The sequence below is a fragment of the Rhodococcus cerastii genome (assembly GCF_033042195.1).
GTDB lineage: Bacteria > Actinomycetota > Actinomycetes > Mycobacteriales > Mycobacteriaceae > Rhodococcoides.
The window spans coordinates 582626-597277 of record NZ_JAWLKF010000001.1 but is presented as its reverse complement, the minus strand read 5'-3'; the positions used below and the strand labels follow the sequence as shown (position 1 = coordinate 597277).

The following is a 14652-nucleotide window of genomic DNA, read 5'->3' as shown; positions in this document are numbered from 1 at the left end:
GCGTGTCGCCCAATGACGATCTGCCTCGTAGCTCCCACCGGACCACCGGCGACGAGTCCGCCTCGAACCCGCCCGGATCACCGTTCCCACTGGGTGCCACCGCGTTGCCGACTGGCACGCAATTTGCAGTCCATGCGCCCGAGGCCGATGGAGTCGAGGTGTGTCTGATCGATCCGGACGGCGGTGAACGACGGGTGGAACTGACCACCCGCACGTTCGGAATTCGGCATGCCTTCGTCCCGGGAGTGCAGCCCGGTGATCGATACGGCTTCCGTGCCCACGGGAGGTGGGATCCGCACTCCGGCCGCCGGTTCAACGGTGCGAAGATTCTGCTCGATCCCGCGGCACGCCAGGTGATCGGCGCATTCGGAGACCCGTCGGCGTTGCTCGCCTACGAGGACGACCCGTTCGGCGCGCCCAGTTCTCGCGACTCGCTCGGGCACCTCCCGCTCGGCGTCGTCCGCGCAGCTGCCGATCGCGTCGGCCGTCCCGCGCGCCCCGAGGTACCGTGGGACCGAACCGTCCTGTACGAGCTGCACGTGGGGTCGTTCACTGCCCGCAATCCTGCTGTGCCCCAGCATCTTCGCGGTACATACCTGGGGCTGGCCGAGCCCGCGGTCCTCGAACATCTCGCACGCATCGGCATCACGTCGGTCGAATTGTTGCCCGTACACACCACATTCACCGAACCCGGCGTCCGCGCCCGAGGTATGCGAAACCACTGGGGGTACTCGACGGGTGCGTACTTCGCACCGGATCCGCGTTTCGCCGCTGTTCCCGGTGAGGAGGTGGACGAATTTCGCACCATGGTCGACGCGCTGCACGCTGCCGGGATCGAGGTGATCCTCGACGTCGTCTACAACCACACGTGCGAATCCGCGGTCGACGGCCCCTCGATCAGCTGGCGTGGGCTCGATGCGCCCGGCTACTACCTGCTGGACGGACGCGGATCGGACGTCGATCTCACCGGCTGCGGCAACACTCTCGATTCCGCGTCCCCCGCGGTCGTGAGGATGGTGTGCGACAGCCTTCGGTACTGGGTCGAGGACATGGGTGTGGACGGGTTCCGATTCGATCTCGCCAGCACTCTCGGTCGGCCCGGCGGTTGGCGATTCGATTCTCGCGCACCGTTGTTGACCGCCATTGCCACCGACCCGGTCCTGGCTCGGGTCAAATTGATCGCCGAGCCGTGGGACGCCACCGGTGCCGGCTATCAGGTCGGCAACTTCGGGGTGGCGTGGTCGGAATGGAACGATCGCTACCGCGACACGGTGCGATGCTTCTGGGCGGGCCAGCACGGCGTCCGCGAATTGGCCTCGCGTCTGGCCGGTTCGGAGGACCTCTTCGCGGGCGGCGGACGCCTACCGTGGGCGTCGATCAACTTCGTCACCGCGCACGACGGGTTCACCGCCCGAGATCTGGTGTCGTACGAGCACAAACACAACGAGGCCAACGGCGAAGAGAACAGGGACGGTACCGACAACAACTCGTCGGTCAACCACGGCGTCGAGGGGCCGAGCGACGACCCATCCGTCGTCGAGGCTCGGGGACGCCATGTCCGAGCACTACTGGCGACCCTGACGCTCTCCACCGGTACACCGATGCTGCTCGCCGGCGACGAACTGGGACACAGCCAGGGAGGCAACAACAACGCGTACTGCATCGCCGAGGATGCACCGGCGGCGGACGCCTGGGCCATCGACTGGGACAGTGCGGATCAGAACATGATTCGCTTCGTGGGTCGACTGCTCCGCGTCCGAGCGAGCGCTCCGACACTGCGTCAACAGGAGTTCTTCACCGGCCGCGCGACACCGACCGGCCGACCCGATCTGGTGTGGTTCGATTCCGCCGGAGTCGAATTCGACACGGACCGATGGAACGACGACTCGGTCCGCACCATTCAGGCCTGGGTGGACGGTTCCGACGTCCGCTCCTATGCCTCCGACGGCGGGCAGGTCGACGACGCCAGCTCGCTCCTCGTCCTCCATTCCGGCGGCCCCGCCGACATCACTCTGGCGTGCCCGAGTTGGTCGTCGTCGCGGTTCGTTCCGGTCCTCGATTCCTCGTGCGTGGACGGCGTGCCCGCGGATACCACTGCGCTGGAACCGGGTTCGACGATATCGGTGACCGGATCGACAGTCCTGGTACTGCGCAGCGCAGGCAGATGAGTCATGAACAATTGCACGAGCGGACCGACTCCGAGCGCATAGAGAACCGTCCCGACGCCCAGCGTCCCACCGAGCAACCAACCGGTGAGCACCACCGTCAACTCGATTCCGGTGCGGGTGAGGCGAATCGACCATCCGGTCCTGGCCACCAGACCGGTCATCAGTCCGTCTCGCGGCCCCGGACCCATCCCGGCACCGATGTACAGCGCGGTTGCGAACGCGTTGACCACGATGCCCGACACCATGGCCAGGGTCCTGATCGGGAGCCCGTCGAGATGCGGCAACACCGCCGACGTCGCGTCCACCGCAACGGCGATCACCACCACGTTGCTCACGGTGCCCAGACCGGGGCGTTGCCGCAGCGGGATCCACATCAGCAGGACGGCCACGCCGGTGATGGCGGTGATGGTTCCGAAGCTGAGCGAGAGGTGACTCTCGAGACCCTGGTGAAAGACATCCCAGGGGTTGACGCCCAGTCCACCGGCGATCATCAGCGACATCGACGCCCCGTACAGCCACAGCCCCACGTAGAGGGCGGCCAACCGAGAAGGAAGCCGGCGACCGGCGACAACACGACGTGGTGAGGTGAACATGCTTCCAGTCTCGGGGCTACTGGATATGTTCGGCATAGCCACTTGTGCGACAGTGGACCCCAGATCTAGGGAACGGCAATCACGGTCGTCGAACCCGGTGCCACTTCGGTGAAACCTGCATCCCGCACCGCGACGGCACGTCCAGCGTGAACCTCGCCCAGCGCGCGCGTCCATTGTTCCGGATTCGCGGATCTGACCGAACATTCGAAGCCCGCCGTAGCCCACTCACGGCACTGTGCAGTGCTCATCGCACCCGCCAGCAGCATCGACGCGTGCCCCACCTGAGCCGCTGCCTTGCCGACCGTCATCGACAGGGAGGCGTCGATCCACAGCACCGGGCCGGGCGAGACCGACGGTTCGTCTTCGGCCGGCACGTCGGTCCCACCGATCTGCAGCCGCTTGATCCGCGGATCCAGCTCTCCGACCCGACCGGGCACGAATGCGCGTGCCGACGCTCCCCCGACGTCGACCGTCACACCCGGAACATCCTGCGCCGCACGCCACTGCGCACCGCGTGCACGTCGGGCAACTTTTCGGATGCGTGCCGACGTCCACTCGGTGAAGGCCTCGTTCCACGACGCGCCCACGCCCACTCGTGGGTCCAGGCACAGCGCAACGGTTGCTCGCGCAGCCGCCTCGAGCAACTCACTACGGAGAGGCGGATCGATTTTGGGGATGTGCAGCACCAACGGCATGGCCAGAACCTGTGACGGATCTGCCGGGTCCTCCGCTCCGCCGTACCCACGAGCGAGCTCGGCGTGGCGCGAGACGAACGTGTTCTCCGGTGAGAATTCCTCGACCACAGTCTCGGCCACCACGTCATCCGATGTGTCGCCGGGAGTGGGATCGCCGGTCACGGGATCGCCGGTCACGGGATCGGGACGCGGCGGACTCCCCCGTCCACTGCGTCCGCGGCTTCGATCTCGTTGCGGGTGACGCCGAGGATGAACAGGACCGCATCGAGGTACGGATGGGAGATAGCGGTGTCGGCGATCTCTCGCAACGCAGGCTTGGCGTTGAAGGCAACCCCGAGGCCTGCTGCGGTGAGCATGTCGATGTCGTTGGCTCCGTCGCCCACGGCGACGGTCTGCTCCATCGGCACTCCCGACTGCGCCGCGAATTCACGCAGTGCGGTCGCTTTCGCAGCACGATCGACCACTTCTCCGATGACTCGTCCGGTGAGCTTGCCGTCGACGATCTCGAGGGTGTTCGCCTTGACGTAATCGAGTTCGAGTTCGTGAGCGAGGCCCTCGATGACCTGTCGGAATCCCCCGGACACGACGCCGCAGGCGAAGCCGAGACGCCGCAGGGTGCGGATGGTGGTTCTGGCCCCCGCGGTCAGTTCCAGGCTTTCGCCCACTTCGTCGATGACGGATTCGTCGAGTCCCGCCAACACGGCGACCCGCTGTTCGAGCGACTCCGCGAAGTCGATCTCACCGCGCATGGCAGCTTCGGTGACCGCACGTACCTCGTCCTCGCGTCCCGCGCGGGCAGCCAACATTTCGATGACCTCACCCTGGACGAGCGTGGAGTCGACGTCGAACACGATCAGTCGCTTGGATCGCCGTGCGATTCCGCCGCGCTGCACCGCGATGTCGACGCCGATTCCGGCGGCGATGGCCGCGAGCCCCGTGCGCAACTGCAGGTCGGCATCCGGCGACGTGTCGGTCGCGGTCACCTGCAGTTCGAGGCCGGTGACGGGATAGTCGGCAATTCCGCGTATGGAATCGATGTTCGCGCCCTGGCGGGCGAGTTCACGGGAGATGGTGCTGAAAGCGCGCGCTGTCACGGGTCGTCCCAGAACGACGACGACGTGGGTGGCCAAGCTCTGACCACCGCCCCGCGCGGTGTCGATCTCGACATCGACGTGAACACCGACCGTCGCCATCGCGTCCTCGAGCTCCTCCTGGAGCGCCTCGGGATCGCGCGGGCAGGACAGGAGAACGCCCAGTGTCAATCTGCCGCGGATGACCACCTGCTCGACGTCGAGCAGACTGACGTTGTGCCGTGACAGTGCTGCGAACAGCACCGATGTGACGCCCGGCTTGTCGGGTCCCGTCACCGTCACCAGCACTGCGGTGTCACTCGAAGTCACCGAATCTCCCTTTCGTGCACGGCCCCAGCGGCCGGATAGGTCTTCGTGTCACCTGTCGTGGACGAGCGAGCCCGAACACGCCACGAGATTGTCGCAAGCGAAGAGCCCCACCCGGTAGCCGGGAGGGGCTCTCGCTGCGCTGTGGACTACTTGGGGTCCGGGTCTCCTGACCCTTCGTGATCGCTGGTGGCGATCGGGGCCCGGCGGGCCTGTTCGAGCACTGCGGTGGTCTTACCGCCGTGCGCTCCCGGCCCGACGTGCGCTTCCGCGCGCATCCGCTCGACCATGTGCGGGTAGTGCAACTCGAACGCCGGACGCTCGGAACGGATCCGAGGCAGTTCGGTGAAGTTGTGTCGCGGCGGCGGGCACGAGGTGGCCCATTCCAACGAGTTGCCGTAGCCCCACGGATCGTCGACTGTGACGACCTCGCCGTATCGGTAGGACTTGAACACGTTCCACACGAACGGCAGTGTCGAGGCACCGAGGATGAAAGCACCGACCGTGGAGATGACGTTCAACTCGGTGAACCCGTCCGAGGGAAGGTAATCGGCGTACCGACGCGGCATGCCCTCGTTTCCGAGCCAGTGCTGCACCAGGAACGTGGCGTGGAATCCGAAGAACGTCAGCCAGAAATGCCACTTGCCCAGAGCCTCGTCCATCATCCGGCCCGTCATCTTCGGGAACCAGAAGTAGATGCCGGCGTACGTCGCGAACACCACGGTGCCGAACACCACGTAGTGGAAGTGGGCGACCACGAAGTACGTGTCGGTGACCTGGAAGTCGATGGGCGGCGATGCCAGCAGAACACCGGTCAGACCACCGAAGACGAAGGTGATCAGGAACCCGATCGAGAACAGCATCGGCGTTTCCAGTGTCACCTGGCCTCGCCACATCGTGCCGACCCAGTTGAAGATCTTCACACCGGTGGGCACAGCGATGAGGAACGTCATGAAGGAGAAGAACGGCAGCAGCACAGCGCCGGTGGCGTACATGTGGTGCGCCCACACGGCGATGGAGAGAGCGGCGATCGCGATCGTCGCGTAGATCAGACCCGAGTAGCCGAAGATCGGCTTACGCGAGAAGACGGGGAACACCTCGGAGACGATTCCGAAGAACGGCAGCGCGATGATGTACACCTCGGGGTGGCCGAAGAACCAGAACAGGTGCTGCCACAGCAACACGCCACCGGTGGCCGGATCGAACAGGTGCGCGCCCAGGTGACGGTCGGCCGCCAGGCCGAGCAGCGCCGCCGTCAGCAGCGGGAAGGCCAGCAGAATCAGGATCGACGTCACCAGGATGTTCCAGGTGAAGATCGGCATGCGGAACATCGTCATACCGGGGGCGCGCAGGCAGATCACCGTGGTGATCATGTTGACGCCACCGAGGATGGTGCCGAGACCGGCAACGGCCAGGCCCATGATCCACAGGTCCGCGCCGACGCCCGGCGAGTGCAGAGCCGACGTCAGTGGGGTGTACGCGGTCCAACCGAAGTCCGCTGCGCCACCGGGAGTGATGAACCCGGCCGTGGTGATCAGGGCACCGAACAGGTAGAGCCAGTACGAGAACGCGTTCAACCGTGGGAACGCGACATCGGGGGCACCGATCTGCAGCGGCAGGATGTAGTTGGCGAATCCGAACACGATCGGCGTCGCGTACAGCAGCAGCATGATGGTGCCGTGCATGGTGAACAGCTGGTTGTACTGCTCGTTGGACAGGAACTGCATTCCCGGTATGGCCAACTCGGCGCGCATCAGCAGCGCCATGAGTCCACCGACCAGGAAGAACGCGAACGATGTCGCGATGTACATGATTCCCAACACCTTGGGATCGGTTGTCGTCACCGCTTTGTGCAGGAACGACCCCTTCGGTCCCGTCCGCGGCGGGAACGGCCGAGCAGCATCCACCGCAGGTGCGGGCCTAGGCGCTAGGGCAGTCACAGATCCTCCTGATTGCGCGTCGGACCTCGAACCACGAGGCGACGTCATCTAGTCGTGCGCTCCTCGAATCGTAGACCTTCGGACCGACGCTTGCCGAACCGGTCCTACCGTGTGTCGTATTGGGCCCGATCGGCCGTGCCCGGATCGCGCGATCTGCCTGCGCTGTCGGCCTTTCCGGCGCAGTCGGGGACGCCGCGGGAGTTGCCGATTCCGCACGCTCCGCGGTGCCCGTTCGGGTGTTCTGCGACGGCCGCCTTCCGATACTGTGTGAGACCACCCGACCCGTCGAAGGAAGTCCCGCGTTGCCACTCCATCCACGAGTCCCCCGTTCGTGTGCGCCGCGCAGGATCGGTGCCGTCGCCTCCGTGTGCCTCGCCGCCGCCTTGGCGCTGGTCGGTTGTTCCGACTCCGAGTCGCAGGACGACGCATCCACCATCGTTCGCACCACCACGAACATCGCCGGTGCCGGAGTGGTCGGCAACAACCGGGACACCGCGGGTCTGTGCCCCGCCCTCGCACCACTCGATCCGACCGGCATCGAGGGTGACACCAGACCCGTCGGACATGCCGAGGGCATCAGCGTCCTTCCGGCCGACCCCCAGCGCATCGTCGTGCTCGATGCCGCAGGCCTGGACGCGAGCTGCGCGGTCGGCATCTGGGAGCGCGTCGTCGGGGCGGCCACGATCGACCCCGATTTCCGGGGCGACGGAGACCAACCGCTGTACCTGGGCACCGGATTGGCGTCCGTTCCGTCCGTCGGGCCGGTGGGTTCACCCGACATCGATGCCATCGCCGCCCTCGACCCCGATCTGATCCTCGGTGCCGAGTCGCTCGGATCGACTATGTACGACGAGCTGACAGCCATCGCCCCGACCGTCTTCACCGCAACGGGGCAGGGTTGGAAAGACACCTTTCTGCAGTCCGCGGCGGCGCTCGGTCGCGGCCAAGCGGCATTCGAGGCACTCGCATCGTTCTCCGCCGACGCCGAACGAGTCGGTCGTGAGATCGACGCCACCCAGACTCAGGCGTCCGTCGTCCGATTCGCTGCGGATTCCATCGAGGTGGACGGACCGAACTCGTTCGCGGGCCAGATACTCGACGAGGTCGGAGTCGGCCGGCCCCAGAGCCAGCGCGACGCCACGTTCTCGGTCGAGTCGGACAACCTCACGCCGGTCGAGGGAGACATCGTCTACGTGCGATTCGCGGGCCCCGACGGCGAGAGCTTCGGGCGCGAGGTGATGGACTCCGATGCGTGGCACGCTCTCGGTTCTGTCACCGACGGTCGGGTCTTCGCCGTCGACGACACGGTGTGGTCGGGCAGCGGCGTCGTCGCGGCACGGGCCGTTCTGGACGACCTGTCCGCCTCCCTGAACGCCTACGTCTCCTGACGCGATGCCGATTCCCGAATTCGTCCGCGCTCTGCGCAGTGTCGTCGGAACGTCGCCGTTGTGGTTGTCCGGTGTCAGCGCAGTCGTTCTCGACGACGACCGGCGCGTGCTGCTGACTCTGCGAGCGGACAACAACACCTGGGCCGTGGTCTCGGGAATTCTCGAACCGGGCGAGGAACCCGCCCCGGCAGCGCTGCGTGAGATCGGCGAGGAAACCGGGGTGGACGCCTCGATCGAGCGCTTGACGAGCGTCGACGTGACGGAGCCGATCACCTACCCCAACGGCGACGTCGCGCAGTATCTGGACATCACGTTCCTCGCTCGATACACCGGCGGCATCCCGCATGTGGCCGACGACGAGAATCTCGACGTTGCCTGGTTCGCACTCGACGCGCTCCCCGAAAACCTCACGGCCACTTCGCGATTGCGAATCGAGAAGGCCATCGCCGACGAACCGTCGGCGTGGTTCCGGCGCTGACTCCCGACCGCACCGAGGACACAGTTCGACCGAACCTTCCCCCTTTCGATTCGTAATGTGATATCACTTTAATATCACCATCGAGAGGGAGGTTCTCATGTCCGCACCTGCAACCGTCGCCGAGAAGCCGACGGGTACTCCGACCACCACCATCGCCGAGCGCCCGGGATGGGATCTACCCGGCTGGTCGATGCTCGGCATCGGCCTCGCGCTGCTTCTCGGCGGAATCGTTGCGTTCACGGTCGGACTGGTCTTCTCCGTCGTCGGACTGATCGTGACCGGGGTCGTACTGTTCGTCCTCTCACTTCCGGCACTCATGGGCCTGACGCTGGTGCAACCGAATCAGGCTCGCGTTCTTCAGCTCCTCGGGAGTTCGTACAGCGGCACCCTGCGGACGCCGGGGCTGCGCTGGACAAATCCGTTGACGTATCGCAGGGCCATCTCGACCCGAATCCGCAACCACGAAACCGGACAATCCAAGGTCAACGACGCCGACGGCAACCCGATCGAAATCTCCGCCATCGTCGTCTGGCAGGTCGCCGATACTGCACTGGCGTCGTTCCAGGTCGATGACTACGAGGAGTTCGTCGCCGTCCAGACCGAGTCCGCCGTCCGGCACATCGCCGGCAGCTACCCGTACGACGCCGAAGGGCGAATGTCGTTGCGGGAGAACGCCGACGAGATCACTGCCGCCATGTCGGAGGAGGTGCACGCACGGGTACGTTCGGCCGGTGTCGAGGTGATCGAAACCCGAATCAACCGGTTGGCCTACTCCCCGGAGATCGCTCAGGCAATGTTGCGGCGGCAGCAGGCAGGCGCGGTCATCGCCGCCCGTCAGCAGATCGTCGAAGGTGCCGTCGGAATGGTGGAGATGGCGCTCGGGAAGCTGGAGGAAAAGCACGTCGTCGAGCTCGACGAGGAGCGCAAGGCCACGATGGTGTCGAATTTGCTCGTGGTCCTGTGCAGCGACCGAGACACGCAACCGGTCGTCAACACCGGATCGCTGTACCAGTGAGCCATGGCCGTCGAGCGTAAGAAGATTCTGCTGCGGTTGGACCCAGCGGTGCACGACGCTCTCGCCCGTTGGGCCTCCGACGAGTTGCGGAGCACCAATGCTCAGATCGAGTTCCTATTGCGCCGCGCTCTGAGCGAGAAGGGCCGAATGCCCAAGGACGCCGAGGACATTCGCCCGCCGGGACGCCCACCGAATTCGTGAGCGTCCCGGCGTGGCGAACGGGCTCAGAAGTCCCAGTCCTCGTCTTCGGTGTTGACGGCCTTGCCGATGACGTACGAGGAACCCGAACCGGAGAAGAAGTCATGGTTCTCGTCGGCGTTGGGTGAGAGCGCCGACAGGATCGCCGGGTTGACGTCCGTCTCGTCCTTGGGGAACAGGCCCTCGTAGCCGAGATTGTTCAGTGCTTTGTTGGCGTTGTAGCGCAGGAACTTCTTGACGTCCTCGGTCAGGCCGATCTCGTCGTAGAGGTCCTGGGTGTACTCGACCTCGTTGTCGTACAACTCGAACAGCAACTCGAAGGTGTAGTTCTTGAGTTCCTCGCGCTGCGCCTCGCTGACCTTCTCGAGACCCTTCTGGTACTTGTACCCGATGTAGTACCCGTGCACGGCCTCGTCGCGGATGATCAGACGGATCAGGTCAGCGGTGTTGGTGAGCTTGGCCCGTGAGGACCAGTACATCGGCAGGTAGAAGCCGGAGTAGAACAGGAACGATTCGAGCAGCGTCGACGCGACCTTGCGCTTGAGCGGATCGTCACCGTGGTAGAAGTTCAGGACGATCTCGGCCTTGCGCTGGAGGTTGACATTCTCCTCGGACCAGCGGAATGCGTCGTCGATGTCGCGGGTGGAGCTGAGGGTGGAGAAGATGGAACTGTAGCTCTTGGCGTGCACCGACTCCATGAACGCGATGTTGGTGTACACCGCCTCCTCGTGGGGAGTGATGGCATCCGGAATGAGGCTGACAGCGCCGACGGTGCCCTGAATGGTGTCGAGCAGTGTCAATCCGGTGAACACACGCATCGTCAACTGCTTCTCGACGGCGGTCAGCGTTGCCCACGACGGAATGTCGTTTGACACCGGCACCTTCTCCGGCAGCCAGAAATTACTGGTGAGGCGCTCCCACACTTCGGAGTCCTTGTCGTCCTGGACCCGATTCCAGTTGATCGCGGAGACGCGATCGATGAGCTTTACCATGGGTGCCTACCTACAGGTCGATGAGCGAGAACTGGGACGGAACTGCGTGAAAAGTCGCTGACACGAACACTACCCGTTGTGTCCGACAAGTCCGGTAGGCACTACAAAGTGTGCCGCGAGTGTCGCCCGCAGCGACGACCCCTACGCCTGCTTCGGTCTGTCACCACCCCACCGAGCACGGGACGGTTCCGGCTTCGATGGCCTCGACCAACTGCGCATGATCGCGCTCGTTCTGATCGGCGTAGGCGTGGGCGAAAGCCACCATCGCCCGACCGACCTTGTCTCCTCGTCCGAGGTAGTCGGCGATCGCCTCCGCGTCACCACTTCGGGCGTGCGCTCGTGCAAGCACCTCACCGCATGCGGTTGCGAATTCGGTGAGGTACGGCCCGATGATCTCGCCGTCGGGAATGACCTTCATGTCACGAAACTGCCGAACGTAGAAGTTCATGTCCCCCACTGCAGTCCATCCCACGAACATATCGGTGGCACTCTGCAGCATTCGCTGTCCGCTGACCACGCGCGCACCGTGATTGTCGTACCTGCTCGGTTCGAGAAACCGCTCGAACACCGACGGCCCCGCCTGCTTGATCTGCAGGAAGAACGGGTCGCCCGTCCGCCGTTCTTCCAGCAGCGCCAGATACACCCGCATCCCTACGCTCCCGACGCCGACCACCTGCCGAACCACGTCGAGAACTCGGAACCTGGACAGCAGACTCCAGATATGGTCGTCGACCGACTCGCTGTAACCGGCGATGACCGCCTGCACGAGCTCGATCTGGGAATCACCCACGTGGGTGCGAAAAGGCGCGTCCTCGCGAATTCGTCTACGCCCGTCCCTCGTCTCGGTGAACTTGCGGGACGCCCCACGGCTGGTACGACGCTCGGCTTTCGTTTCGATCAGTTTCTCGGCGTGGCGGGCGATGCCCGACGAGAAGTGACCGAGCAATCCCGCGACGTCGATGCGGTCGTACCAGATGTCGATCTCCGGGGTCTTCGCGTACGCCCTCATCTTTCTGCAGTACGCCGCTGTCATCGCTGCGACCGCCCGATCGGAGCGCCGCGCATCGACCCCGTTCTCGCGACCGAGAACCACCAGAGACGTCGCCAGCCTCTCGAGATCCCACTCGAACGGGCCCGGCAGCGTCTCGTCGAAGTCGCGGAGATCGAAGTACAGGTTCCGTTCGGGGGTGGCCCACAATCCGAAGTTCAACACGTGGGCATCGCCACACAACTGGACCTCGATGCCGGTGTGCGGAGTCGACGCGAGATCGGCCGCCATCACGGCCGCGGCCCCACGGAAGTAGGTCCACGGCGACGCGGACATACGGGCGTAGCGGATCGGTAATAGCTCCGGCACCCGAATGGTGTTCTGCGCCAGCACCGTTTCGAGCGCATCATGGCCACGTGAGGCTGGATCCCACTCGCCCAACCCGCTGCGGGGTACGCGCCGTCGGGCGTGTCGACCACGCGACAATTGCTCGGAAGGACGTGCGTCCTTCCGAGCAATTGTCACATCGATATCGGATTCGACCTCGTCGCCCGCTTCGGTGTCCATGCCTGATTATGCTCCGCGGCGCACCGCGATATCGCGGTATTCGCCACAGGCCGACCGACCGAGTCGACTACAGCATGCAGGACACGCAACCCTCCACTTCGGTGCCTTCGAGGGCCAACTGGCGCAGGCGGATGTAGTAGAGCGTCTTGATGCCCTTACGCCATGCGTAGATCTGCGCGCGGTTGATGTCACGAGTGGTGGCCGTGTCCTTGAAGAACAGCGTCAGAGACAGGCCCTGATCGACGTGTTGCGTTGCAGCAGCGTAGGTGTCGATGATCTTCTCGTACCCGATCTCGTACGCGTCCTGGTAGAAATCCAGGTTGTCGTTGTCGAGATACGGTGCCGGGTAGTAGACGCGGCCGATCTTGCCTTCCTTGCGAATCTCGATCTTCGACGCCACCGGGTGAATCGACGAGGTGGAGTTGTTGATGTACGAGATGGAACCGGTCGGCGGGACGGCCTGCAGGTTCTGATTGTAGATCCCGTGCTCCTGCACCGACGCCTTCAACGTCGTCCAATCCGCCTGAGTGGGAACGGATACGCCCGCATCGGCGAACAACTTCGCAACCTTGGGTGTGGCCGGCTCCCAGACCTGATCGGTGTACTTGTCGAAGAATTCACCCGACGCGTACTTGGAGTCCGGGAACCCCTTGAAGTACTGCCCACGAGCCTTGGCCAGCTGATTCGATGCCTGGAGAGCGTGGAACAGCACCGTGTAGAAGTAGATGTTGGTGAAGTCGATGCCCTCGGTCGAGCCGTAGTGAATGCGCTCCCGGGCGAGGTAGCCGTGCAGATTCATCTGCCCGAGGCCGATTGCGTGAGAATCGTTGTTGCCCTGCTCGATCGACGGCACGGAGAAGATGTGCGTCTGATCGGACACTGCGGTGAGTCCGCGAATGGCCACGGCGATGGTCTTGCCGAAATCGGGCGAGTCCATCGTCTTGGCGATGTTCAGCGAACCGAGGTTGCACGAGATGTCCTTGCCGACATGACTGTACGAAAGGTCGTCGTTGAACGTGGACGGCGTGGAGACCTGAAGGATCTCCGAGCACAGGTTGGAGTGAGTGATCTTGCCCTTCACCGGGTTCGCGCGATTGACGGTGTCCTCGTACATGATGTACGGGTAGCCGGACTCGAACTGCAACTCGGCGAGAGTCTGAAAGAACTCGCGCGACTTGATCTTTGTCTTGCGGATCCGCTTGTCGTCGACCATCTCGTAGTACTTCTCGGAGACGTCGATGTCTGCGAACGGGACTCCGTAGATGCGCTCGACGTCGTACGGCGAGAACAGGTACATGTCCTCGTTCTTCTTGGCCAGCTCGAACGTGATGTCCGGGATGACGATTCCGAGCGAGAGCGTCTTGATCCTGATCTTCTCGTCCGCGTTCTCACGCTTGGTGTCGAGAAACTTGTAGACGTCGGGGTGGTGAGCATGCAGGTAGACCGCGCCCGCGCCCTGACGCGCACCCAGCTGGTTGGCATAGGAGAACGAATCCTCTAGCAGCTTCATGATCGGGATGACACCCGAGGACTGATTCTCGATGCGCTTGATGGGCGCGCCGGCCTCGCGAATGTTGCTCAGCAGCAACGCAACTCCGCCACCACGCTTGGACAGCTGCAGGGCCGAGTTGATGGAGCGACCGATGGACTCCATGTTGTCCTCGATACGCAGCAGGAAGCACGATACGGGCTCGCCGCGCTGCTTCTTGCCGGAGTTGAGGAAGGTGGGCGTCGCGGGCTGGAAGCGGCCTGCGATGATCTCGTCGACCAGATCGGTGGCCAGGGCCTCGTCGCCTGCGGCCAGCGTCAGCGCCACCATGCACACCCGGTCCTCGAACCGCTCGAGGTAACGCTTGCCGTCGAACGTCTTGAGCGTGTACGAGGTGTAGTACTTGAACGCCCCGAGGAACGTGGGGAACCGGAACTTCTTCGAGTACGCGTGGTTGATCAGGAACTTCACGAACTCGCGAGAGTACTGGTCCAGAACCTCGGGCTCGTAGTAGTTCTCCTCGACGAGGTAGTCCAGCTTCTCGTCCAGATCGTGGAAGAACACGGTGTTCTGATTGACGTGCTGCAGGAAGTACTGATTGGCAGCCTCGCGATCCTTCTCGAACTGGATCTCACCGTTGGGGCCGTACAGATTGAGCATCGCGTTGAGCGCGTGGTAGTCCATGTCGCCGTCGCCGCGGACGGTGCTGGGTACGGGTCCTGCGTCGGTGATGGTCGGTGCCAC

General features: G+C 64.1%; 11 protein-coding genes and 1 pseudogene. 5 read left to right on the top strand and 7 right to left on the bottom strand.

Annotation, left to right across the window (positions count from 1 at the left end):
- The first annotated feature begins 2 nt into the window (after positions 1–2).
- Entirely contained in the window at positions 3–2168 is a 2166-nt protein-coding gene (gene glgX, locus R3P93_RS02615; RefSeq protein WP_394855242.1) for a glycogen debranching protein GlgX, read from the top strand.
- Between the two features lie 11 nt (positions 2169–2179).
- Here glgX and yczE read toward each other — a convergent pair.
- The 4 genes and pseudogenes from yczE to ctaD form a co-directional block, all read right to left on the bottom strand.
- Positions 2180–2761 (bottom strand): annotated as a pseudogene (gene yczE / locus R3P93_RS24680) (membrane protein YczE); the annotation flags it as partial.
- 65 nt (positions 2762–2826) lie between these two features.
- Positions 2827–3633, bottom strand: coding sequence for a peptidyl-tRNA hydrolase (locus tag R3P93_RS02605; protein ID WP_317532352.1), 807 nt, complete (start codon positions 3631–3633; stop codon positions 2827–2829).
- Complete coding sequence (gene serB, locus R3P93_RS02600; protein WP_068045812.1) at positions 3630–4856, bottom strand: phosphoserine phosphatase SerB; 1227 nt, start codon at positions 4854–4856, stop codon at positions 3630–3632. Before serB ends, R3P93_RS02605 begins: the two co-directional genes overlap by 4 nt.
- Positions 4857–5002: 146 nt before the next feature.
- On the bottom strand, positions 5003–6793 hold the full coding sequence (gene ctaD, locus R3P93_RS02595; protein ID WP_068045815.1) for an aa3-type cytochrome oxidase subunit I: 1791 nt from the start codon (positions 6791–6793) through the stop codon (positions 5003–5005).
- Positions 6794–7095: 302 nt separating this feature from the next.
- Between ctaD and R3P93_RS02590 the strand changes: the two genes are divergently transcribed.
- The 4 genes from R3P93_RS02590 (at position 7096) to R3P93_RS02575 (ending at position 9875) form a co-directional block, all read left to right on the top strand.
- A complete protein-coding gene (locus R3P93_RS02590; RefSeq protein WP_394855241.1) occupies positions 7096–8181 on the top strand; it encodes an ABC transporter substrate-binding protein in 1086 nt (361 codons plus the stop codon).
- Between the two features lie 4 nt (positions 8182–8185).
- A complete protein-coding gene (locus R3P93_RS02585; RefSeq protein WP_149405518.1) occupies positions 8186–8659 on the top strand; it encodes an NUDIX hydrolase in 474 nt (157 codons plus the stop codon).
- Positions 8660–8756: 97 nt separating this feature from the next.
- The gene (locus R3P93_RS02580; RefSeq protein WP_188078574.1) at positions 8757–9674 is read left to right on the top strand and encodes an SPFH domain-containing protein; all 918 of its coding nucleotides are present in this window, start codon (positions 8757–8759) and stop codon (positions 9672–9674) included.
- Between the two features lie 3 nt (positions 9675–9677).
- Positions 9678–9875 carry a hypothetical protein gene (locus R3P93_RS02575; protein ID WP_037189794.1) on the top strand — a complete coding sequence of 66 codons (198 nt, stop codon included), beginning with the start codon at positions 9678–9680 and terminating at the stop codon, positions 9873–9875.
- Positions 9876–9898: 23 nt separating this feature from the next.
- Here the strand turns inward: R3P93_RS02575 and nrdF are convergent, their stop codons facing one another.
- The 3 genes from nrdF to nrdE all read right to left on the bottom strand — a co-directional run bounded on the left by nrdF (position 9899) and on the right by nrdE (position 14652).
- Positions 9899–10864 (bottom strand): class 1b ribonucleoside-diphosphate reductase subunit beta, encoded by a 966-nt coding sequence (nrdF, locus tag R3P93_RS02570; protein WP_008717549.1) that lies wholly within the window; start codon positions 10862–10864, stop codon positions 9899–9901.
- A 160-nt stretch (positions 10865–11024) separates the two neighbouring features.
- Positions 11025–12419: a DUF2252 domain-containing protein gene (locus tag R3P93_RS02565; RefSeq protein ID WP_317532351.1), complete on the bottom strand. Its 1395-nt coding sequence runs from the start codon at positions 12417–12419 to the stop codon at positions 11025–11027.
- Between the two features lie 67 nt (positions 12420–12486).
- Positions 12487–14652 carry a class 1b ribonucleoside-diphosphate reductase subunit alpha gene (gene nrdE, locus R3P93_RS02560; protein ID WP_094670108.1) on the bottom strand — a complete coding sequence of 722 codons (2166 nt, stop codon included), beginning with the start codon at positions 14650–14652 and terminating at the stop codon, positions 12487–12489.

What these genes read in the sequence shown, in the direction of transcription:
- R3P93_RS02585 (WP_149405518.1), top strand. Translation starts at nt 8,186, where the DNA reads ATGCCGATTCCCGAATTCGTCCGCGCTCTGCGCAGTGTCGTCGGAACG.
- R3P93_RS02580 (WP_188078574.1), top strand. Translation starts at nt 8,757, where the DNA reads ATGTCCGCACCTGCAACCGTCGCCGAGAAGCCGACGGGTACTCCGACC.
- R3P93_RS02575 (WP_037189794.1), top strand. Translation starts at nt 9,678, where the DNA reads ATGGCCGTCGAGCGTAAGAAGATTCTGCTGCGGTTGGACCCAGCGGTG.
- nrdF (WP_008717549.1), bottom strand. Translation starts at nt 10,864, where the DNA reads ATGGTAAAGCTCATCGATCGCGTCTCCGCGATCAACTGGAATCGGGTC.
- R3P93_RS02565 (WP_317532351.1), bottom strand. Translation starts at nt 12,419, where the DNA reads ATGGACACCGAAGCGGGCGACGAGGTCGAATCCGATATCGATGTGACA.